This is a genomic window from Pseudomonas baetica (assembly GCF_051216495.1).
Lineage (GTDB): Bacteria > Pseudomonadota > Gammaproteobacteria > Pseudomonadales > Pseudomonadaceae > Aquipseudomonas > Aquipseudomonas baetica_B.
This window is the reverse complement of the sequence record NZ_JBPKAM010000001.1, coordinates 49205-69621: the sequence shown is the minus strand read 5'-3', so window position 1 is coordinate 69621 and position 20417 is coordinate 49205. Positions and strand designations below refer to the sequence as shown.

Annotated in this window: 21 protein-coding genes and 6 pseudogenes; 8 read left to right on the top strand and 19 right to left on the bottom strand. The window is 53.6% G+C overall.

Annotated elements, in window-relative coordinates:
* Positions 1-281: 281 nt before the first annotated feature.
* Positions 282-491: a hypothetical protein gene (locus tag ACSFE6_RS00380; RefSeq protein WP_435426015.1), complete on the bottom strand. Its 210-nt coding sequence runs from the start codon at positions 489-491 to the stop codon at positions 282-284.
* 113 nt (positions 492-604) lie between these two features.
* Here ACSFE6_RS00380 and ACSFE6_RS00375 point away from each other — a divergent pair, with 113 nt between their 5' ends.
* The gene (locus ACSFE6_RS00375; RefSeq protein WP_435425793.1) at positions 605-838 is read left to right on the top strand and encodes a hypothetical protein; all 234 of its coding nucleotides are present in this window, start codon (positions 605-607) and stop codon (positions 836-838) included.
* A 140-nt stretch (positions 839-978) separates the two neighbouring features.
* Here ACSFE6_RS00375 and ACSFE6_RS00370 read toward each other — a convergent pair whose 3' ends face one another.
* The 5 genes and pseudogenes from ACSFE6_RS00370 to ACSFE6_RS00350 form a co-directional block, all read right to left on the bottom strand.
* Entirely contained in the window at positions 979-1188 is a 210-nt protein-coding gene (locus ACSFE6_RS00370) for a hypothetical protein (protein WP_435425792.1), read from the bottom strand.
* 322 nt (positions 1189-1510) lie between these two features.
* Positions 1511-1627: pseudogene (locus ACSFE6_RS00365) on the bottom strand (SDR family oxidoreductase); the annotation flags it as partial.
* Positions 1628-1722: 95 nt separating this feature from the next.
* Entirely contained in the window at positions 1723-2175 is a 453-nt protein-coding gene (locus ACSFE6_RS00360; RefSeq protein ID WP_435425791.1) for a chromate resistance protein ChrB domain-containing protein, read from the bottom strand.
* Positions 2176-2258: 83 nt separating this feature from the next.
* Entirely contained in the window at positions 2259-3617 is a 1359-nt protein-coding gene (gene chrA / locus ACSFE6_RS00355) for a chromate efflux transporter (RefSeq protein ID WP_435425790.1), read from the bottom strand.
* Positions 3610-4554, bottom strand: coding sequence for a chromate resistance protein ChrB domain-containing protein (locus tag ACSFE6_RS00350; RefSeq protein WP_435425789.1), 945 nt, complete (start codon positions 4552-4554; stop codon positions 3610-3612). Before ACSFE6_RS00350 ends, chrA begins: the two co-directional genes overlap by 8 nt.
* Positions 4555-5127: 573 nt before the next feature.
* Between ACSFE6_RS00350 and ACSFE6_RS00345 the strand changes: the two genes are divergently transcribed.
* On the top strand, positions 5128-5628 hold the full coding sequence (locus ACSFE6_RS00345; protein ID WP_435425788.1) for a hypothetical protein: 501 nt from the start codon (positions 5128-5130) through the stop codon (positions 5626-5628).
* 69 nt (positions 5629-5697) lie between these two features.
* Here ACSFE6_RS00345 and ACSFE6_RS00340 read toward each other — a convergent pair whose 3' ends face one another.
* From ACSFE6_RS00340 to ACSFE6_RS00325, 4 genes and pseudogenes are all read right to left on the bottom strand, one after another.
* The gene (locus ACSFE6_RS00340) at positions 5698-6345 is read right to left on the bottom strand and encodes a helix-turn-helix domain-containing protein (RefSeq protein ID WP_435425787.1); all 648 of its coding nucleotides are present in this window, start codon (positions 6343-6345) and stop codon (positions 5698-5700) included.
* Complete coding sequence (locus ACSFE6_RS00335) at positions 6342-6503, bottom strand: hypothetical protein (protein ID WP_435425786.1); 162 nt, start codon at positions 6501-6503, stop codon at positions 6342-6344. Before ACSFE6_RS00335 ends, ACSFE6_RS00340 begins: the two co-directional genes overlap by 4 nt.
* Before the next feature lie 86 nt (positions 6504-6589).
* Positions 6590-7019, bottom strand: a pseudogene (locus ACSFE6_RS00330) (hypothetical protein); the annotation flags it as partial.
* Between the two features lie 49 nt (positions 7020-7068).
* Positions 7069-7721, bottom strand: a pseudogene (locus ACSFE6_RS00325) (LysR substrate-binding domain-containing protein); the annotation flags it as partial.
* On the opposite strand from ACSFE6_RS00325, the pseudogene ACSFE6_RS00320 reads away from it, so the two are divergent.
* Positions 7680-7949, top strand: a pseudogene (locus ACSFE6_RS00320) (methyl-accepting chemotaxis protein); the annotation flags it as partial. The pseudogenes ACSFE6_RS00325 and ACSFE6_RS00320 sit on opposite strands and share 42 nt — an antisense overlap.
* Before the next feature lie 501 nt (positions 7950-8450).
* On the opposite strand, the gene ACSFE6_RS00315 reads toward ACSFE6_RS00320, so the two are convergent.
* On the bottom strand, positions 8451-9329 hold the full coding sequence (locus tag ACSFE6_RS00315; protein ID WP_435425785.1) for a hypothetical protein: 879 nt from the start codon (positions 9327-9329) through the stop codon (positions 8451-8453).
* 19 nt (positions 9330-9348) lie between these two features.
* Complete coding sequence (locus tag ACSFE6_RS00310; RefSeq protein ID WP_435425784.1) at positions 9349-10638, bottom strand: AAA family ATPase; 1290 nt, start codon at positions 10636-10638, stop codon at positions 9349-9351.
* Between the two features lie 35 nt (positions 10639-10673).
* On the opposite strand from ACSFE6_RS00310, the gene ACSFE6_RS00305 reads away from it, so the two are divergent.
* Positions 10674-11492 (top strand): DNA adenine methylase, encoded by an 819-nt coding sequence (locus tag ACSFE6_RS00305; RefSeq protein WP_435425783.1) that lies wholly within the window; start codon positions 10674-10676, stop codon positions 11490-11492.
* Positions 11493-11496: 4 nt separating this feature from the next.
* On the top strand, positions 11497-12273 hold the full coding sequence (locus ACSFE6_RS00300; protein ID WP_435425782.1) for an 8-oxoguanine DNA glycosylase: 777 nt from the start codon (positions 11497-11499) through the stop codon (positions 12271-12273).
* Positions 12274-12278: 5 nt separating this feature from the next.
* Here the strand turns inward: ACSFE6_RS00300 and ACSFE6_RS00295 are convergent, their stop codons facing one another.
* Genes ACSFE6_RS00295 through ACSFE6_RS00280 form a run of 4 tightly spaced genes read right to left on the bottom strand, consistent with a single transcriptional unit; the run spans position 12279 to position 15113 of the window.
* The gene (locus tag ACSFE6_RS00295; protein WP_435425781.1) at positions 12279-12980 is read right to left on the bottom strand and encodes a nitroreductase family protein; all 702 of its coding nucleotides are present in this window, start codon (positions 12978-12980) and stop codon (positions 12279-12281) included.
* A complete protein-coding gene (locus ACSFE6_RS00290; RefSeq protein WP_435425780.1) occupies positions 12958-13563 on the bottom strand; it encodes a 7-cyano-7-deazaguanine synthase in 606 nt (201 codons plus the stop codon). The genes ACSFE6_RS00295 and ACSFE6_RS00290 overlap by 23 nt, the downstream gene beginning before the upstream one ends.
* Positions 13560-14768, bottom strand: coding sequence for a PfkB family carbohydrate kinase (locus tag ACSFE6_RS00285; protein WP_435425779.1), 1209 nt, complete (start codon positions 14766-14768; stop codon positions 13560-13562). Before ACSFE6_RS00285 ends, ACSFE6_RS00290 begins: the two co-directional genes overlap by 4 nt.
* A gap of 15 nt (positions 14769-14783) precedes the next feature.
* Positions 14784-15113, bottom strand: coding sequence for a hypothetical protein (locus tag ACSFE6_RS00280; RefSeq protein WP_435425778.1), 330 nt, complete (start codon positions 15111-15113; stop codon positions 14784-14786).
* Positions 15114-15323: 210 nt separating this feature from the next.
* On the opposite strand from ACSFE6_RS00280, the pseudogene ACSFE6_RS00275 reads away from it, so the two are divergent.
* Both ACSFE6_RS00275 and ACSFE6_RS00270 read left to right on the top strand, forming a co-directional pair.
* Positions 15324-15591 (top strand): annotated as a pseudogene (locus ACSFE6_RS00275) (energy transducer TonB); the annotation flags it as partial.
* Between the two features lie 85 nt (positions 15592-15676).
* Positions 15677-16057: pseudogene (locus ACSFE6_RS00270) on the top strand (MotA/TolQ/ExbB proton channel family protein); the annotation flags it as partial.
* A gap of 314 nt (positions 16058-16371) precedes the next feature.
* On the opposite strand, the gene ACSFE6_RS00265 reads toward ACSFE6_RS00270, so the two are convergent.
* The gene (locus ACSFE6_RS00265; protein WP_435425777.1) at positions 16372-16791 is read right to left on the bottom strand and encodes a hypothetical protein; all 420 of its coding nucleotides are present in this window, start codon (positions 16789-16791) and stop codon (positions 16372-16374) included.
* Between the two features lie 164 nt (positions 16792-16955).
* On the opposite strand from ACSFE6_RS00265, the gene ACSFE6_RS00260 reads away from it, so the two are divergent.
* Complete coding sequence (locus ACSFE6_RS00260; protein WP_435425776.1) at positions 16956-18584, top strand: methyl-accepting chemotaxis protein; 1629 nt, start codon at positions 16956-16958, stop codon at positions 18582-18584.
* Positions 18585-19662: 1078 nt separating this feature from the next.
* On the opposite strand, the gene ACSFE6_RS00255 is transcribed toward ACSFE6_RS00260, so the two are convergent.
* Both ACSFE6_RS00255 and ACSFE6_RS00250 read right to left on the bottom strand, forming a co-directional pair.
* The gene (locus tag ACSFE6_RS00255) at positions 19663-19854 is read right to left on the bottom strand and encodes an antitoxin Xre/MbcA/ParS toxin-binding domain-containing protein (RefSeq protein WP_435425775.1); all 192 of its coding nucleotides are present in this window, start codon (positions 19852-19854) and stop codon (positions 19663-19665) included.
* A 39-nt stretch (positions 19855-19893) separates the two neighbouring features.
* Positions 19894-20412 carry a hypothetical protein gene (locus ACSFE6_RS00250; protein ID WP_435425774.1) on the bottom strand — a complete coding sequence of 173 codons (519 nt, stop codon included), beginning with the start codon at positions 20410-20412 and terminating at the stop codon, positions 19894-19896.
* Between the last annotated feature and the right edge of the window lie 5 nt (positions 20413-20417).

The following is a 20417-nucleotide window of genomic DNA, read 5'->3' as shown; positions in this document are numbered from 1 at the left end:
TACAGAGACAGTGAGCTGAATTTGATACCGATCACCTGAGTACCGAGCGCTATCCAGTTTAGGCATCCCCTCGGATCGAGAGCTTCAGGATCGATGCCCCCCGGAACTTTGGACGACAGAGTTTGCTTCAAAGTGCGAATCCCCTCATCCGCCGGGGCCTCACTTCCCCCCCCCGTTTCAATTGCGTCATAGGCTTGGTGAACTACGTCTATCGGGCTCGCCTTGTCGACGTACCTAGCGAGAAGCGAAGGAGGCTATTAGGTTACCAAAGTCGAGCTTGTTTACTCCGGCGCCATAAGCGCCGCGAGCGTCATGTTGATGAACTCTTCGTTCCTGCTGATGACCTCCAGTGCACCCCGAACGTTCTGTGCAATGTCAGCTGTTCCTCGCTGTTCAACCCAAAGCGCAAGCTCCATAATGGCGGCCTCAAGGACGAGTTGATTTTGGTTGATCTTAAAAAGTGAGGAAGGGAGCAGGTCTGTATTCGAAATAGTGATTCCTCCGTGGAGGAGGGCAGTGTATGGACGTGCGGTAAGTTATCAGATGGAAAGCGGCTGGAAAAACGACGGATCAGGTACAGACTATAAAAAACAATGGTGATCCCATGAGCTGTCTTATTTGTGCAGGCGTCGCTGAACGCATTCAGTGCCTTGGCCCGTGGGAGGAGAGATATTGTCCGGCCTGTGGTCGCTATCGAGTTTCAGATGCACTTGTGTTGACGCTGATGGAGCAGGGGCAGATTTTCGATGTGAGCAAAACAAGGATTTGGCTTGCCAGTAAGCGCAAGGAAGAGGCTATTCCATCCATTGAGATACACGAGGCACTACTGGTGCCGTGAATTGGTTTCTATCTGAGCGAGATAGATGTCCCTGGCGCGCTTCGCTTTTAATGGTCGCAGCGAACCAAAGCGCATATCGCCGCCTACTAGCACGGCGCAAATCCAGCTACTCAACAGGCCTCTCCGACGTGCTGGAAGGATCACACCGGTGCCATCAATACCGCGAGCGACATATAGATGAACTCTTCGTTCCTATTGATAGTCTCCAGTGCGCCGCGCACGTTGTCGGCAGCGTCACCTGATCTGCGTTGCTCAACCCAATTTGTGAGCTCCATGATGGCAGCCTCAAGGTCGAACTGATTTCGGTTGATCTTGAAAAGCAGGGAAGGGAGAAGGTCTGAATTTGTCATCGCGATTCCTCCATGAAAGAGGTCAGCGTAGCAAAAGTCCTGGAAGGCCTGGCACGGCCCCGCGACCATTGAGTCTTGGCTGACCAAGTGATCTTGGATTGAGTACAAAGCGGCCTTGCTTACCTGAGCTGCAGGTTACATAGCACATGCAGGGCGGACACCTGATGCACCTGCTCGACTGAGGCCCTTTTTTCCGGCGCCTGTCTCTTCCATCCGCTCACCAACACCCACCTACAGCCCCGCGTATGCTCTCCGGGACAATAGGCGAGCGGGCGCGCCAGCTGGAAGTAAACCGTCCCCTTCTGACGGGATGACACACGCGTTACTTATCGTCGCCATACCAGTATTGGGCCGTCACACCGCCGTCCATGAGGAAGTCACTGCCGGTGATGAACGTCCCTTCAGGCCCCATGAGCAGGGCAGCTACAGCACCCACCTCAGACATTTGCCATTGCAGCAACCAGCTAAATGACGATCACATGTCACTCATGTAGAAAGCCCTGCGCCAGGCTGGGCTTCGGTGGGCCGGTCTCCTCACACCTGCGGAGGCCAGTTATGTGATTCACCTTGGCATTCCTTGCACCAGGCGTAGAGCGCGTCGTACATGATCAGACCGTGTGCCAGCATTTCATGGTCGTCGGCAAAGCGCCGCGATAACCCTAGCGAAATCGCATACAGCCCGGCCGATTGCGGAGTCAGATCCAGGCGAGAGGTATCAGCACCACGTAAGATCCTGGCCAGGTGCTGCAGGGCAGGCTCACTGAGTTGGTACTTTTTCAGGAACGCATCGAAGCTGCATAGCTCGCCCTCATGGGTCAGTTCTACGCCGGGAATGTCGTAGGGCGCAGCGTCTTTCTCCGCCGCAACCCGCAGCACATCACCGCTGGGTACGTATAGAAATTCGGGCTGTGGATCGATGAAACGGGCGATTAACCAAGGACAGGCGATCCGGTCAATCTTGGGTCGTTCACGGGTAACCCACCTCATCAGACACCTCCTGCCTGGCTCGGCAGGCAGCGTGATCTGGCGAGCCCGATGCCCGCCAGAAATTGCCAATCAACGGGGGCTCTCTAGCGCAGCAGATGCACTGCCAAGCCGACGAGCGCACAGGCCATCAACACCTGGATGACACCCCGCTTGAAGCGAAACAAGGCAATCGCGGCGGCAATCGCGATCAACGCTGAAGGCCAGTCGAGGTTACCGCTGAAGCCCTTTGGCCACAGCACGTGATAGCCGAAGAAACACGCCAGATTGAGGATCACGCCAACCACGGCGGCGGTAATGGCGGTCAGTGGTGCAGTGAACTTGAGTTCGTTGTGGGTCGACTCCACCAGTGGGCCACCCGCGAGGATGAACAGGAACGAGGGCAGGAAGGTGAACCAGGTCACCAGGGAGGCGGCTACAGCCCCTGCCAGAAATACCTGGTCGGCCCCGAACACATGCGAGACATAGGCCCCGACAAAACCGACGAAGGCCACCACCATGATCAGTGGCCCTGGTGTGGTTTCGCCCAGCGCCAGGCCGTCGATCATCTGTGTAGGAGTTAGCCAGCCATAGTGGCCGACCGCGCCTTGGTAGACATACGGGAGCACAGCGTAGGCTCCACCAAAGGTCAGCAGCGCCGCCTTGGTAAAGAACCAGCCCATTTGGGTCAAGGTGCCTTCCCATCCAAAAGCCACAGTCAAAATGCCCATCGGCAATGTCCATAGCCCGACGCCGATCAGTGCCAGCATTGCCAGTCTCAACCAACTGAACCGGGCATGTTCCGGGGACGGTGTGTCATCATCAATCAAGGCCGGGCCGAAGGATTTTTTCGCCGCGCTGTGGCCACCGACCCTGAACTTTTCCGGTGCCAGTCGCCCGCCGACATAACCGATCAATGCAGCCCCCAGCACAATCAACGGGAACGGCACATTGAACGCGAAGATGGCGGTGAATGACGCCGCCGCTATCGCCCACAGCCAATTATTTTTCAACGCCCGAGAGCCGATCCGATGGGCCGCCTGCACCACGATGGCCGTCACGGCGGGCTTGATCCCATAGAAGAGGCCGGCCACTACGGGCACTTCGCCGAAGGCGATATACATCCACGACAGGGCGATCAGGATGAACAATGAGGGCAGCACAAACAGTGCCCCCGCAATCACGCCTCCCCAGGTACGATGCATCAGCCAGCCGATGTAGGTTGCCAACTGCTGGGCCTCAGGCCCAGGCAGCAACATGCAGTAGTTGAGGGCGTGCAGAAAGCGCCGCTCGGAGATCCAGCGTCGCCGCTCTACCAACTCCTGGTGCATGATCGAAATTTGCCCTGCAGGCCCACCGAAGCTGATGAAGCCTAACTTCAGCCAAAACCAGAACGCCTCACGCAAACTGATCGCTTCGGGCCTCGACAGCTCTTCTTCAATCCTTGGTGCCAAACCCTTATTCATTGGGTTGTTCCTCTTTCACAAACCCGGCGAGCAGGCCGTCGAAGATGGCGCTCGCAGCGGTCAGCAGGTGGTCGTCATGGAGAATGGTTTCACGTAGCCCTGCGAGTACGCGCTCGATGCCGGCAGCCTCCACCGGTTGAATGCCTCCGACATCGAGGTAATGCACCAAAGCCGCAATGCGGTTCAGACCAGACTCTTGAAGCTCAAAACTGGCTTGCAAAGTTTCGAAACTCACGCGGTTGCCGACATGACTGAACGCCGCTTCATCGAAGTCGAAACCCAACGCATCGGCCGGACAGTCCTGTGGCGTCTCCAGCCAGAGGATTTGAGCGTCAGGGTCGATGAAACGGCGGATTAACCAGGCACAGGCCAGGCGGTCAACCCAGGGACGCTTGCGGGTTGCCCAGACACGCCCCTGATAATCGCCACGGTTGAGTACCGTTATAGGTTGGTTGCGGCTGTGTGGCTCGTCCGAAGTCAGGGCTCTGCTGACGGCAATCTCAAGTTCCTGCAAGGCTGCGTCATTCTGCTGCTTCGGTTTGCCTGGGAAGTAATCGATGTTGGTCAGCTGCTCGTAGGTTTTACGCAGTTTGCGAACCTGTTTCGTGATGGCCAAGGCGTTTTCAGGATTGAGCTGCCCGCGGCATTCTTCGATCTCCGTGTGTAGCTTGCTGTAGTCATCGCTGCGGTCGAACAACTCGACAAAACGCTCACCATCAGGATCGACGACGGGCAGGATAAATGCGGTGCCATTGATGGCCAGAATGTCGCGCTCGACAGACGCCAGTATTTCACGACAGACACCGATATCAGGCAACAGATAGGCACCATCACGCAGAACTGCCGCACCAGCCGATCTCAATGCACGCCAGGCGCGCATGCGTTCGGTGGCATTGGCGGTGGGCAAGCCAAGAATCAGGGTTAGCCAGATTTTCATGTAGAGTTCGCTATAATTTTGTAGCAATAGCTACATTGCCATTTTTTGTGGTGTTTGGAAAGCCGTCTTTCAGTAGCAAAGTTTTTTGCGAGGCTAGATGAATGAGAGCTGATGCGAGTGTTCGAATCACTCCGTCCCGACCATATAATTCAAGAGGCTGTGAGAGTTTATCTCGCGTGGAAAGAAGATCTTTTGCCACACTGTGGATGTGCAAAAGTTGACAGACGGTGAAGTGTTCACCGCTGAGTCATTGGTCTTGAATCGATGAAAACCTGCGCGGTTGAGCGCTCGGTTGAAATGATCTGGCTCTGTTTAGACTGATTATTTCTTTCGATTATTTATATAGCTGTCGAGTGCATATCCATAACCAGAAAATCGATGCTGTGTTTTTGAGGGCGTCTGTTATCAAATCCGGATTATTGCAATAGCAGATATTTTGCTGCCGTTCACTTCATAAAAGATGCTTTAGCATTAGTTCCCGCTGTTTGATCGTCATCTTGTTGCGGTTAGACCATTGTTTAGAATCCGCCCCATCAGCTTTGTCCAACTATCCATCCTTCACGGAACAACACAATGATGAACGCTATGCAGATGCAAATGCCGATGAACGCCAATATGCCGATGATGGGCATGCCGATGATGATGGCGACCATGACCTGCGACATGATGGACGACGGCATGATGTGCAAGATGATGCCGGCCGCTGGCATGGACATGGCGATGTTCAAGAACAGCGCTGAAATGATGCAGATGATGATGAGCTGCGGCATGCCAATGATGATGCACTGCGGCAACATGAGCATGATGTGCATGTCCCAGGCGAGCATGGCGATGCCAATGATGAGCATGATGATGCCAATGCCGATGATGGGTATGCCGATGCCGTCTATGAAGTGCGTGATGGAATGCACCCTGATGTCCGATTGCATGATGTACAAAATCATGCCGATGGCTGGCATGAACATGGACATGATGAAAGACTGCTGCGCCCTGATGATGAAAATGATGAACGATTGCAGCATGCCGATGATGATGAGCTGCAACGGCATGCCGCTGATGTGCTGTACCTGCTGATCCGTCGCGACGGTCATTGAAAAAGCCCGGCAGAGGGTTAACCCTGCCGGGCTTTTTCATGCCTGCTTTTCAGTCCAGGCGTTCGGGGTAAGTCACCACCAGATAGGCTACCGCTTCACTGTCGGCGGGGTTGCGATAACGGTGAGGCTGGTCGGCGTAGAACAGGATCGAGTCTCCCGTGGACAGCAAATAGCGTTTGTCGTTGACGCTGATTTCCAGCACGCCCTGGGACACCACCAGATTCTCCTGAACCCCCGGACCATGTCCCTCGGACTGGTCTTCACCCAGGGGGCTCAGGCGCAGTTCGTAAAACTCCGATTGGCGCGCCACATCGAAGGGGAACAGGGCACGGCTGATAAAAGCGCCACTGGCGCTCACCAGGCGTTTGCTCTGGCTGGCCGACAGCACCGCCACACCTTCGAATGTCCGGTGCTCGAGAAACGCCGCCACCGAAACCTTCAAGCCCTTGGCGATTTTACACAGCACCTTGATCGACGGCACGCTGCGTCCGGATTCGATCTGCGCCAACATCGCCCGACTCACACCGCACTGACGGGCGAGGGCGTCGAGGGATAGATGTCGCTTGCTCCGCAGGCGTTGCAGGTTCTGCGCGACCCGCTCACAGATCGGGTCTTCTTCCAGGGATTCCAGGTTATTCAAATCCAGTACCGGTTCGTCGGCGCTCGCCAAAAAACGCGAGGGTTGCTGCACGTTCACGCGTGACGCGTCTCGGTCGCCTTGGCCGCTTGCACCCATTGAAAGGGCTGCAAACCTGCGTTGCATGCGTACACCTCCCACATCGCCCGTGCTCGTTGTTGAGCCTGTTTGCGTTTGCGGTAGCTGGCGAAGTCGATGAGATTGTCAGTCTGATTCATGGGGCACTTCACTGTGGTGATGAATGACGGGATGAGCTGAGAGTACGTGGATTTATTTATAACGATAAATACTTATTTTGTATTTATTAATTCTTTTTAGTTCTTTTAAAGGGGCGCGATCCCGTCCATCGAGCACTACAAGACTGCGCTCCTCGACGCCATCCACGTTGCTTGCAACACCCCCCTGTCTGCAAGTCAACCGCCTTGGCGAAGGTGCGGGTGAAAGCGGCGTTCGACTGATAATCCACGGCCGTGCAGACCTGCTCCGCGGTGTGGTTGCTCTTGATCAATTGACAGCCATGCCGCGTCCGCAGGGCTTGTATCACCAGGCGACCGAGGTGCCGATTGTCTGCCTCTTGTTGGCGCAGCACGTAGAGATACAGCGGATGGCTCAAGCGCTCCGGCAGTGCCAAAGACGGGGCGGCACTCGCTCACACTCAACTAGAAAAAGGCTCGGGCCGCACTCAGGGACGGATCGCCCGCACGAAGGATGATCCAGTCCGGCAACCCCTTGATGGCTTCTTTGAAGAAGCCGGCGCTGGTGCGGGCAGTTGAAGCAGGCTCATCAGTGCCCTTGACCGCTTTTGATCAACTCATAGGCCCGACACACTAATGGATTCACGGTGTTGGGCCGTATCCACAAGTAATAGGTCACATCTGGCAAGCGTGGCAGGCCATCGTTTTCGCCGAGCACGCGCATGTCCGGCCCGAGCATCTCCATGCTTCGGGGCGTGACGCCCAGGCCTGCCCGCGTTGCGGCCTTGATGCCGATCAGGTTCGATGCCAGGTACGCCTGGCGCGAGGGAATGTTGGCGCGTTCCAGGGCCTCCAGCGCATAGTGGCGATAGATGCTGGGTTCGTCCGGTGTATGAATATATTGGGCCGAGCAAATCCACCACACCGGAGAGGTGCGCAAGGCAAAGCCTTCAAGCGTCGGGTCGGCGGGCGTGGAAATCACCATATCGATCTTGCCCCGGTGCAGATCGTCCATCAGGAGCGGACCGCGGCCGACATCGATCTCCAGGCGCAAACGAGGGCCGAGCGGGTGATGTGGCTGAGCATCGGCGGCAGGATGGTGTCGGCGATGTCATGGGGCGAGCCGATGCGCAACACACAGCTCAAGCTGCTCTCACGCAGGGAGTTGAGGGCGTCATCGTTAAGCGAAAGCACTTGCCGCGCATGACGCAGAAGCTGCAGGCCCGCTTCGGTGAGGCGCTGGAGAAGATCACAAACAGCGTCGTCACCATCAACGAGCGCAATCTGGTGATCGCTTCGACGTCCGAAGAGCAGGCCCAGGTCGTCCGTGAGGTGGACCGTAATCTGCTGAACATCCAGGACCTCTTAACTCAGACCGCTGCTGGTGCCAGCCAGACCAGCGCTTCCAGTCAAGAGTTTTCGCGGCTAGCCGTCTCCTTCAATACCTTGGTAACGCAGTTCAAGCTTTAAGGCTCTATATGACTGCTTTTGGTTTAGTTAAGAGCATCGGGCGCCTGATAGAAAGTCATCGCGAGCAGGCTCGCTCCCACAGTAGATCGATGCAGGAAACAGATTTTATGGTTAATTGCTGCCTGTCGAGAAGGGCTGTACCTATGGTCATGAAGCGCGTAACCAAGAGATATCGCGGGTGATCTTCGACCTGTCATGGGAGCGAAAGGTGGCTAATGCAGGCTTCCCAGTAAGGCAGTCGCCATTGCGACCGGTTACTAATTTGACCTGGATTAATTCGGGCTTGCCTGGGCAACGATCTAATCAGTTATTAAGGAGGCGAAAGCGGTTTTGGCATCGTTGGTTTACCAGGGATCGAGAGCGTGTTGAACGCCTCGATCTTCTCCGACTCCAGCTTCTTTAAAATCGTCTCCCTCGCAACGTTCTTGTCAATTGACTTGCCCGTGTTGTCGAAGGTGATCTGCTTGATCCGCAACTCCCTCAGGCAGCCCCAGAAGATTGTTAATCAGGAATGAACGACGGGCATTCCGAGGTAAGCTTTCTACCCATTGGGCTGGCTTTAAAGGTGGCAAGTTCACAGGCGAGCCGCAGCATAAGTTCGACTTTTTCAGCACGCATCCCCTTGCTTCCGACTTCCACCAGATGAAGAGCTAACATTTCGGTGACATCGTGACCCCGGCTTAGGGCCCATGGCTTCGAATTTGCCGCGTTGATTTTTTCGGCCTCTTCCAGTAGGTCATCTACGTAATGTTTGTAGTTCGTCCAGTAGGGGAGCTGAGCTTCGAATGACTTCTGATTGACAACGAACTGTTTTGCATCAAAAAAAGGTTCGATATCAAAGCTATTAAGAATGCTCAATGAGAGCTTGTTTTTTTTGCCCAGAACAATATCCGCTGCACGAAGCGACCCGAAATAACGCGATGCAGTTTCTAGCTTGCGCTTGATTTCTGGAGCAGACGCGGGGTCAATTCCATGGTTGATCAACAATTTTTCCAGCGCGCCATTGTTAACCAGAAATGCTTCAAGATCGTTGTATTCGACAAGCGACTTGTTTGCACAGTAAGCATTGTAGATAAATCGTGGGTCATCAATCAGTGGGGTGCCCGATATTTCGTCAAAGTCGACATCGGCAAAAAAGTAGAGAAACTGCTGGTCGCTATACGGCGGCTGTTTTGATGCGTGATACACTTTCTCTACCAAGGTTTTGCCATCTAATCCGTCGAAACGTATCTTGGATCCTGGCTGTCTCCACTGTTGTAGGAAATACATGTCTGTCTTTCCTTCCACAACAATGGTTTGCTCCCCCTTGGATTTGTATAGCATCTTGGCTGTATTCAACAGATTTGTCGGGTTGCACTGAATAGCACGTAGTCGGCTCATTCTGTTCCCATCCTTAGGATTATTTGTTGTAGAGCTCGGCCAGTTCCACTGTGTCATCCCAGCGGTGCCCAATCACCATAGGTGAGTGAGTAGCAACTACCGATGTGAATCCATTGATCTGACGGATGCTTTCAAGTATATCGAGGAACTTCTCCTGCCACTCTGGATGGAAGGAAATCTCAGGCTCATCAATCAATACGAGCGAACCGGGTTCAGTTTTAAAGACGAGCTTGCCTAATATCACTATCAGATGCTGTTCTCCGGACGACAACGACGCCAATGCCAAGGGCTCCTTTCTCCCATCCTTCGCTCGTATCAAAATCCCAACATCAGCGGAGGGCGACGCCGTCGTGAAGGCAAACAACGAGTTAATTGAAGTCGTGAAAACCTCAAGCTTGTTGGCAACAGCCGCAAGCTCTGAGAACTTCTCATTGATGTCATCCAGGTACGTTTTGAGGATTACCCTCGTAGCGGGGTCGCTGATTTCAGTCTGGTTACTAAGGCGTGTACCGGAACTATCGTTGGGCAGTAATCCAAGCCATTTATAACGTGACTCATGGTCTTGAACAGCTGCGATCAGCTCTTTGATTGTTTCTTCACTAGGTGGTACTGAGTCCTTGAGCGAATCGATAATCCGCGCCGGAAAACTTGTCTCTTTTTCTCGGCCAATTTTGAACTGATTTCGAATGGTTTCCTTGATTAGCTCGGCAATATCTCTAGTGATTGAACCGACCATTGATGAGTGAGTAGGGGAGCTTTCTCCCTCTTTGAGTCGGTTAGTCGGGATTGAGTATACCGACAGCTTCGAGCAAAGCTCATCAACCCATTCCACTGAGCGAAACCTATGACGGATATTGCTGTTGGAACCGTAGCGCGCTAATACCTCGTGGCGATTAAGCACCTCGCCTGAGGTGTTATGCTTCCAAGTGGAGAAGCCAACTCTGGTGAGGAATCTCAACTCGCGCTCAATGAAATAGATACTTTCATCAATATTGTCCTCAAAGGGGTCGCCAATTTTGGCGAATTTATTCCCGTAAGAGAGCGAAACCATTTGTTTGCTTTTGTCTTCGAAGCTTTTGTAAATGGTTAAAGGCGGGCCATCTGAAAAGGTGAATTCAATGCGCGAGTAATTTTCTCGGATGAAGAAGTAATAATCACCTGAGGCCAGGCTCTGCAAGATGCGTAAAAGTGTTGATTTACCGTAGCCGTTGGGCGCAGTAATGATAGTGAGGCCGCTGGGAGGGTCTAAGTCAATTTCGTAGTTGAATCGACCAAACAAGCCTTCAGTTTCGAATTTAACGATGCGCATCAAGATTCCTTTCGATTCTTCCTGCGGGGTTATTCATGCAGTCTGCAGAATGTTGGCAAAAAGCCATGATGGTATTGATTATAGCCTCATCGATGGTGCTGAGAATACGGCTTGGCTTTCCGGTGAAGCGTTATTTTCAGACTCCAGAAATTGACATCATCGTCATTTCTGACGATGATTGGTGGATGAACTATCCAGGCGGAAAGGGCAAGTGCTACCAGCGCTTGATCAATCTGATGCCAGCGCATCAGGTCTACATCGAGACCCACCTCGGCGCTGGGGCAGTGATGCGTCACAAGAAACCGGCGAGTCGGAGCATTGGCGTCGACATTGATCCGGCCGTGCACGCGCTTTGGCAACAGCCTCAGTTGAAAGAACGATGCGAGTTCGTCCAGGCGGATGCCCTACAATTTCTCCAAGCCTATCCCTTTACGGGCCAGGAGTTGATCTACGCAGATCCTCCCTACCTTTCAGAAACCCGGCAAAGGTCGAAGGTTTACCGCTTCGAATATGACATAGCTGGCCACGTTGAGCTCCTCACGGCCCTCAAACTCCTGCCTTGCATGGTGATGATTTCTGGGTATCGAAGCGATCTGTATGGGCAGGAACTAGAAGGATGGCGTCTCGTTTCGTTTGACGCCAAAACGCATTCCAGTATGCGAGAGGAGTGCGTCTGGATGAATTTCCCCGCTCCCGAAAAGCTTCATGACACTTGTTTTTGGGGGCATACCTACAGAGAGCGGCAGACCATCGCTCGGCGACAGGCGCGACTGCGGCAAAAAATTGCGCTAATGAACCCAATTGAGCGGAATGACCTTATTCAATGGATGAACGAAACGTATGGAAGGGAGTGAAGATATGACCATGCAGACGGGCTTTGTGATCCTCGATTCAGTGGTACACAGACGCCACTTCCCGGCTCCGGACACAGAGGTACTACCCGGGTTGAGCTGGGGCGCCATTGAATCCTTTCCCTCTCCCGCGTATTGGGCATACCAAGCTTGGGCAGACGAAATTCAACCCCATCCTATAAATTACAAGCTTGGGTCAACGCTGCGGGAGGAGGTAGGTGCCTGCTTGCTTGGTGGTCACGGAATCCCTGCTAGTGTAGGGCTTGCGGCCTTTGCACACCTGAAAGAGTTGGAGGTGTTTTCCACAGCACTGCTAACTGAGGCTGAGTTGTTCAACTGTTTATCCGAACCACTGCAGGTCAATGGAAAAATGATCCGCTATCGCTTCGCAAAGCAGAAAGCCCGGTATCTTCACGCAGCACTCAAGGCTCTGCAATCTAAAGACATTCCGATGCAGTCAGGGCAGGCTTTGCGCAATTGGCTACTCGCCATACCTGGCATCGGATTTAAAACCGCATCTTGGATCGCACGAAATTGGCTGGATGCTGATGACGTGGCCATTCTTGATATACACATTCTCAGAGCAGGAGCGTTGGGTGGTTTCTTTTCCACTGGCCTATCTGTTGAGCGACATTACCTGCAGCTGGAACAAGAGTTTTTAACCTTCAGCCGAGCGCTGTCAGTCAAGGCCTCGGCTCTCGATGCGTTGATGTGGTATCAGATGATGTCGGCATCGCATGTCGTCCATGATCTCTTGGACAGGGCAAAGCTCAGAGCGGCTTGAGCCTTTCACTCCTCTGCAGTGGTGGGGCCGCCGATCATCGCAATCCCCACTCCACTTAGCCTACCAGATGGGCAAAGCTCACCAGCCCAAGGTTCCCCGGTGATGCCTAATGGGCAAAAATGCAGGCCAAAAGCTTCCGCTGCAATCGACATTGTTCCCAGCAACACTCCCGCATCACGCCACACTAGGCTCGCAGCGTGGTGATATTTGGCTGCACTTTTACCGGGCTCTGCTATCAAAGCGATGCGTATTGCAGAAGCAGATTCGTTGACTTCTAGGCATTGGGTGAGCATCGGCTGCAACGCGTCTGAAGACCCTGTCACCTGGACAAGCGCATGTACTTGTCCGTCGTACCGGTACCAATCTTCGAAAACAGGCAATTTAATCAGTATGTGTATGGGATGGATGGCTCCTGCGGAGGGGGTTTGGCGCTGCTCAAGCGTTGGGCCGAAACCTGACGGCTCCGACGCTTGAGTTCCAGCGGTATGCCATAGGAATGAGCCTAGTGTCTCTGGAGAAATGGAGCTGAAAGCTCGCCGGCTTCGACGCCGGGTCAGAACATCAAAGACCGAAAGTAACTGTGACGATGGAGGTACATTTCCGCGAGGCTCCGCAAAGAACAAATGCTCTCCATTGGGCCAGGCGAAAGGCTCGTAAAACTCAGGGCTCTCCCGGGGTATCGGGCTAGGGAACTTTATCCAATTCATGATCCAACTCTTTCCAGACCTCAAAGTACTTGTTGCAGCCCCTGCAGTTCCCACAGAGCACATTAGATTTGTGACAACTGTGAGCCCAGGACAGGTAGTTAAACGGCACCCCGGAGGTTCGAACCAACTCAGCTGTGGAAAGCATGATGGCTGGTGCTTCGACCTTCAGCCCTCCTTCCTGGATTGCCAACAGGTCACTGATAGCCTCGATAAATTCCGGCGTACCATCTTTATGAGAGCCGTCGGAGCTCACAGTCCCGAGATAAAGCACTTTCGCCCCAAGGCCGATGGCTTTCATTGCTGCCAGCGTGATCAGCATCTGGTTTCTGTATGGCCACCAGTCCGATGCTGGAGCATGCGCATCGGCATTTGCCCCGGCCATGTCTCCTGACCCGAGCGAGCTGCAGTCGATCGAAACAATGTGATGCTCAATGTTTAGATGCTTGCAGATTGTGCGTGATGCTGCGACCTCTGCTTCTGCAGCGAGTTGACCGTAGTTCAACGTAATGGCCAGCTCAGGGCGTTTCCACCAAGCGAGCGCGAGTGAGTCCATGCCGCCTGATAAGAGTAGGGCGCGCTTCATACCGCTACAGCCTCCCAAGAAGTTTGGTAGATCGCCGTCACAAAATCATTGCTGATCAGGCAGTGGGTGCCCTCCATCATTTTTTTGTCTTCTTCGGACTCGTTCTCAACGTACATAATGACCGGCTTGCCGAGCGCACGAGCGTAGCCAATTTCGAAGATAGTACCGGCGTCTAAACCGTCGCCGATCACGAACATCAACTCGCATTCGAGAATGGCATCTACATCCTTCTGAACGACCTCTGCCGCAGGGCCATGACCGACGTCGTGGTAGGGCGAAAACACCCTTAGCCCCATGTTCATAAAAGCGTTGCGAGCTTCTTCCACCAGCCACAATTGAGACAAGGTGAAGAATGGCCCTGCCAGGTAGATTTTTGGGCGCTTGCCGTTCCGGAAATCACTGGAGATGATCAACGGCGTCGGTTGGAAATCCTGCAGCCTTTTTTGCGTGCCGAACCCTTGATGCAGGCAGTAGAACGCCGTTGCTCGTGACGCGTTAAGTGCGGCATCGTGAGGGGGGAGGTCAAGCTCCAGCCAGTTATAGGCGAAGTGAGCGACGAAGTTGTCACCTGATCCAATTTTGAACACGCGTTGGGTGGCGTATGCTGGCACTGTCGAAAACTGCCCGTCTGCGTAAACTAGCGCGCCGAGAGGGCCTCTCTTGATAACAACCACCTCCGCCTTTTCAATTTCAGCCAAGGCGGCGGCAAGTCTTTCCACGTTAGGTTCACGGCTCCCATACAGTGCCTCGGCTTCCTCGTGATTGAGAATGAGAGCGAGGTGAGTGGCGGTTGAGCCATTTGCGGAGAAACTTTTGGGATTGGTGGAGCTTTGAGGATCGTAGACTGCATAGTCGGCGTTTACGACCGCATCACCTTCGATCATGCCAAATCGGACGATCCAGTCACCTTGAACCTGCAGTGCAGGTTTGCCCGCCCACGGTTTGTGAATCGATGGCGTGGACAGTCCATGGGTGTAGGAAAAAACCACAGACTGTTCGATCGGCTCTAACTCGATATTGAATCCTTCAAGCGCTGCGCGCTGACTGATGACTATCCCAGTGTCTTTATCTGCGTACGCGCGTAGATTCACCTGGGCACCCATCCTCGCCAGGGCTGTGGCTGCACGTCCACCGGAACCATAGACTTCAACCCAACGAGGTGACATACAACGCTCTTGGTACACGCCGCCAACTACAGTAATCATCTCTGCTTCCTTGCCTTAGGGTAGATAGGGGTAGATGCGAACTCGGATTTCGCCACCGCTCTTATCCGTAACCTGAGCGAGATATATGACCCCTTCGCTTAGGCAGCGCTGGAGCAATTGAATATCAGGAGATGCAACACCGCCCGCAAGCTTTCCTCGCCAGAGTACCTGCACGATGTTGAAGCCATTGAGGGGACTGATGACTACCTCCAAGACATCGCCGATCTGAATTTGATCGACCACATCTTCCTTCGGAGAAGAAAGCTGCGTGAACAACTCTAGTTTCTCGCAGACGGGATTTGCAGGAGTCGCCTTACCGTAGAATCGGGTTCCGGAGCCAGACATGAAACGTTCCTTGTGGTGTCGGTAAAGGCGTAGCCGACCTCTACCCTGAGCAGCTAATGCGATGATGACATATGGCTATCAATCTACCACGCCATGTCAGGGATTGGCACAAGGGCATTGTGGAAAAATCTCGATAAGGACAGTGACCGAGTAACCCGTGTTGCCCTTGGCCTCATGGTTGTCAGTGACGATGATCCTTAAGTTGTAGCAACCGGCACTGGTGGGTACCTGAAGAATCAGGCGCCGGAATACCCATCGCTGGCGCTGCGTCGCGGTTGGGAAGGCACAGTGCTGCTGCGGGTGCATGTGCTGGCCAGCGGCAAACCCGGTGAGATCCAGATCCAAAAGCAGTGGTCGTGATCAACTCGACGCCGCCGCGCTGGCTGCAGTGAAGCTCTGGAGCTTCGTCCCGGCCAAGCAGGGCGATGTCGCCCAGGACGGCTGGGTCAGCGTGCCCATCGACTTCAAAATCAAGTAACTCAACCTGTTGAAACACACCGCGGGCCACCTGACAAAAAGCGCATCGCTAGAACCGATGTAATGCCTTGTTGGAGAGCCTGACCATGAACCTGATTGCATCCCCCTTCGAATCCATTGAGCACGCCGTCATCTGGCTGTTGATTGTCTTCTCTGTCACGACCTGGGGCCAGGCCCTGCTCAAGGGCGTGCAGTTCACCCGCTTGAAGGCCCAGGACCACAAATTCCATAAACACTTCTGGACCGCTTCCAGTCTCGATTCCGCCGCTGAGTTGGCCCTTAGCCAACCGGGCGCCGCCGCTCGCGTCGCCCTGGCCGGTTACATCGCGATCCGGGTGCCAGAGGACGCGCATTCCGCCGACTTGAGCCAGGCAATCAATCACCAGGACGGCCTTGAGCGCGCCTTGCGTCAGCAAATTGTGCGTGAACGTCGTTCGTTGGAAAGCGGCCTGGCGATCTTCGCCAGTAAGCGAAAGCTGTTCCATCAGTGATTCGCCATATTCTGCAATCTGGCGAGGCATCAAAATCGCGATTTCGCTAGGAGAAACGCCCTTGACCGTGATCCAGTGATGGACGAGGTTTGCCAGGGCCTGAGCTTCATCTGTGGAGCTCCGAAAATGGCTGGCCACAATTTCCCCACCGTTGCCTTCAATGAACTCATCCGGCATCACGGCAGACGCATCTATTTCCCGGATGACATCGTTCTGCATGCGTAGCAGGCTTGGCCGCGATCGGAAATTTCGGAAGAGTCTTAGTTGGCGCGCTTCAAAATCGTCAGCATTTAGGTTTTGAAGATGCCATCCAGTACTCCTACCCACCCCATAATCGTTTGTTTGGTGTCGCCGACGGCTGTCAGTATGACCGGTGTGTCGAGGAACAGCAGCTTGATCAGCTCGTATTCAGCACCATCAGTGTATGGCGGACGCGAATCCAGGTGAGCTATAGCAGCGCGGAAACGAATACTTTCAGGACTAACTCCAACCGATTGGCGAGACAGAAGCGCAGCGCGTAATTGGGACAGCTGCAGCGCAAAAGTCGCCTTGATCGCTTCTACCTGATGATCGTACTCCGCTTCTGTAATGAACCGGGCGTCGTAAAGCGCTTGCAGGTAGCTCGTGGCGTAGCGTGCATCCTTGTGCGCTTGCTCGACGGTTTCGGCCGTGCCGATCGCGTCGATGCTCTCTGTCTGTTGTGTGTTCATTTGATCGTATCTGAGACCAATCCCTAGAGTCTCAGCCTGACAAGAACTCCGGAGCTTCCAGACGTGTGTTTTGTTAATGACGCCAACGTGAAAAAACCGCTAATGCCATCGCGCAATCGTGCCGATAAATAAAACATTCTTCCTTCTTTTCCTGGAGCAACCTTATGCGCCTACGCACCTTGACCATCGCACCTCGAATAGCGACTTGTTTTGGACTTTTTTGCCTATTGGTTATCCTGTTGGGGCTGGCCAGCTTATGGCAGGCAGCTCAACTAAACCAGGCAGAGCAATACGTCGAAAAAAAAATACTTCCTAGTGTGACTAAGTTAGCTATCACTGCGCTTTCATTTAACGAAATTCGCACCAGTAACGCTCGATTGCGCAATCCGCTTGAGCCTGCGACGCGCAAGGATGCGGCTTTGAAGACGGTGTCGACCGCTAAAGAAACCATAGATAAGGCTACTAGCCAATTGGATGACCTGATGTCAACCCGCGAAGAGCAGGCAGCTTTCGATGCTTTGAGCGTTGCAATGAGACGGTTTTGGCAAGCACAGGAGGCAGTTTTGGACCTGATCAAGGGTAACCAGATCGAAGCGTCGATCACACTGAGCAATCAGCAACTGAGCCCTGCTGCGGATGAGATCAACCTAGCGATAAAAAATTTACGAGACCTAAATGAGGCAAATGCTGCACGCGCAGGTGAAAACGCCGCTCTAGTCTATAGCCAAACGCTCCAATTGGTGTCTCTGTTCGTCATCATTGGCGTGGTTGCAACGATCTTGATAGCTTGGCGCTTTACTCTGAGTGTCACCACCCCTATCAAACAGTCGGTTGCCATCGCCCAGAGGATTGCTAAAAATGATTTGAATGAGGAGATTGTCTACGAAGGTTCGGACGAGCCCGCTCAGCTCATTGCAACGTTGGGTCAGATGCAGCATAACCTTCGCGAGATTGTCGGTCAGATCGCCCAATCGTCTCATCAACTTGCCGCAGCTGGCGAAGAGGTTCAGGCCGTCACTGACGATGCCGCTCGTGGTTTGCAACAGCAAAACAGCGAGGTTGAAATGGCCGCCACTGCCGTTACTCAAATGAGTGCTGCTGTAGACGAAGTGGCGGCCAACGCTGTTCGTGCGTCGGATGCTGCTCAAACTACTAAATCAGCTACTGAAAAAGGAAGAGCGCGGGTTGATCAGACCATTGGCGCAGTTAGTGACATGCTGGACCGAGTCCGAAGCTCATCGACGGAGATTCTAACGTTGGCGACCCACGCTGCTAGCATTGGCGAGATCCTGGAAGTGATTCGATCCATTGCAGACCAAACCAACTTGCTGGCCTTAAACGCCGCCATTGAGGCTGCCCGAGCTGGGGACGCTGGTCGCGGATTTGCAGTTGTCGCCGATGAAGTCAGGGCTTTGGCACTTAGAACTCAGCAGTCGACACAGGAAATTGATCATATGATCGGCAGCATTCAGCATGGTAGTCGAGGCGCTGTCTCCTCCATGGAGCAAACAACTCAGCAAGCGGTTGTGACGATGGAGTGCGCACATGCGGCCGGAGAAGCATTACAGGAGATTGCCGAATTGGTAGCGTTGATTAACGATAGCAATGTGCTAATCGCAACTGCCTCGGAAGAACAGGCGCAGGTCGCTCGAGAGGTAGATGCCAATCTTGTTCGAATTCGCGAGGTGTCGAATCAGAGCGCGGAAGGTGCTACACAAACCTCGGCAGCAACTGCAGAGCTTGCTCTATTGGCCATGCAATTGAATGATGTGGTTGCGCGGTTCAAGGTCTGAGAATAGCAACGATGCTCTGTCACCTAATATTAACGCCTCCGACTCGGTTAATTAAGCTCAGCAGATCCCAGTGCATCGAAACAGACATGCTATACAGGTATGGTGCGAGGCCGATGAGCCAGTTAACGGCGAGTTTCTGTAATAGCTGTTGTCGCTGGGCTAAATTACATCAACCTGACGGGTAATTAGGTCAGGGAGCAAGGCCGCAGACCGGAGAGAGGGAAGTTACGGCTGCTGTGGCTGCCCGAAAAGCCTTAGCGTACGATTTTCTCCGAATTCTGCGGGCTTCCCTTCCAGCCATAGGTCACGTGCTCCGGTGGCTCTTTTTCCCCAAAGGGGACATGGAAGTCTGAGCGTCGGATTCGTCTTAAATTGGGTTCAAATGCAACATCCGACAGAGCACCTGCAGGGCTGCAGTCTTTCCAGCACCATTGGAGCCCAAAAGGTACGTCACGTCCTCGAAAGAGATCTCCATCATGGCCGGGCCAAAGGACTGAAAATTGCTCACCTGCAGACTGCTCAGCTTCCGTTCTGGTTTACTTTTGAGCTCACCTCCACGGAGTCTGAACAGGCGTGGCGGATAAATTCCTGGGGCCGATTCGCTTGGCCAGGAGGTGTCGCCCAGCAGAGGGAGCATACGTCAGGTCTGAGCAGTCGATTATCGGGTGCCAGCATTTTGCTTGCCATGACCATCGGGGGCTTCAATTTCGATGGTATGGAAAGGGATGGTTGGTTTCAGATTGCTGCAGAGGAGTCCACACGTTAAATGCAAGCCGGCGTTGTCGATGGCTGCAATGCGGGGTTTTGTTACGGCGAGACTTGGCTCAGCAGGAGGCGCCTTTTCCGGAAAGCATCATTCTAGGTTTAGCGCTTCTTCTTGTCCGTTTGTTGTTTTTTGGAAAACTCAGCTGCTGCACCGCTTTCAATAAAGTGGAAGGGTTACTTGATTTGAATACGAGGGAGGGAGCAGGTTCACCTAGAGCGCATTCCTCAGGACAGCCCCCTCGGTCAACGACGATCGATTGGCCGAACAGGACATTGGTGCATCGGCAGGGAAGCTTGAAGGGAAGGGGACGCATCAGCAGGCAAACCCGTGACTGAGCCTTTCGAGCTCTGCCTTCACGAGTTCGTATCCTGATTGACTGTGAGCCGTTTGCAACCGTGAGCATTCATTAGTCCCTACGATGGGCTGATTCAGCCAATGATCGGCTTTCTCTTTGTTGCCAAATATCTGCTCGGCTTGTCGTCGGATCAGCTCAACGTAATTCATTTTCTGGCTCTCGGGAGAATCGCCGGCGTCTGCTCGGTTTTAGTTAGCGGTCGAGGTTGACGCTGGGGCCTTAGCGCAATATTCGCGAAACGCCTTGATGCCGCGTTTGATGATCAATATTGGCTTAATCATGTAGCGATAGCTGACGAACATGTTGAGCGCGAGCCAGCCCAACTGATAGGTCGATCCGTGAAAGCTTCGGTGGTTGACGCTGTTCTCCCAGAAACCGTAGGCAACGAAGATAGTAAAGATGGCGACCGTCAGAGGCAGGATACTGAGCCTTCCCAAGGACACTGCGATGAAGGGGATGGTGACAACTGAGCGGACGGGTTCATTGTCGAGCTGAATGGCCCAGATCCGATTGACATTGTCTTTGCCTGGCTGGTAAGTCGCTCGGATTCGGTTGCCCGCCTTTACATGAGCATCGAGAACGTCTGGGATTTCGAGTTTTTCGTGCTTCGTGTCGTCAATTTTCCAGTAGTGGTAGCTGATCATGTCGCTGCCAAAACCTCGCGATTTCTCGTCAAGTCGGCCGTCTACGATTTGCATTTCCTTCATATAGA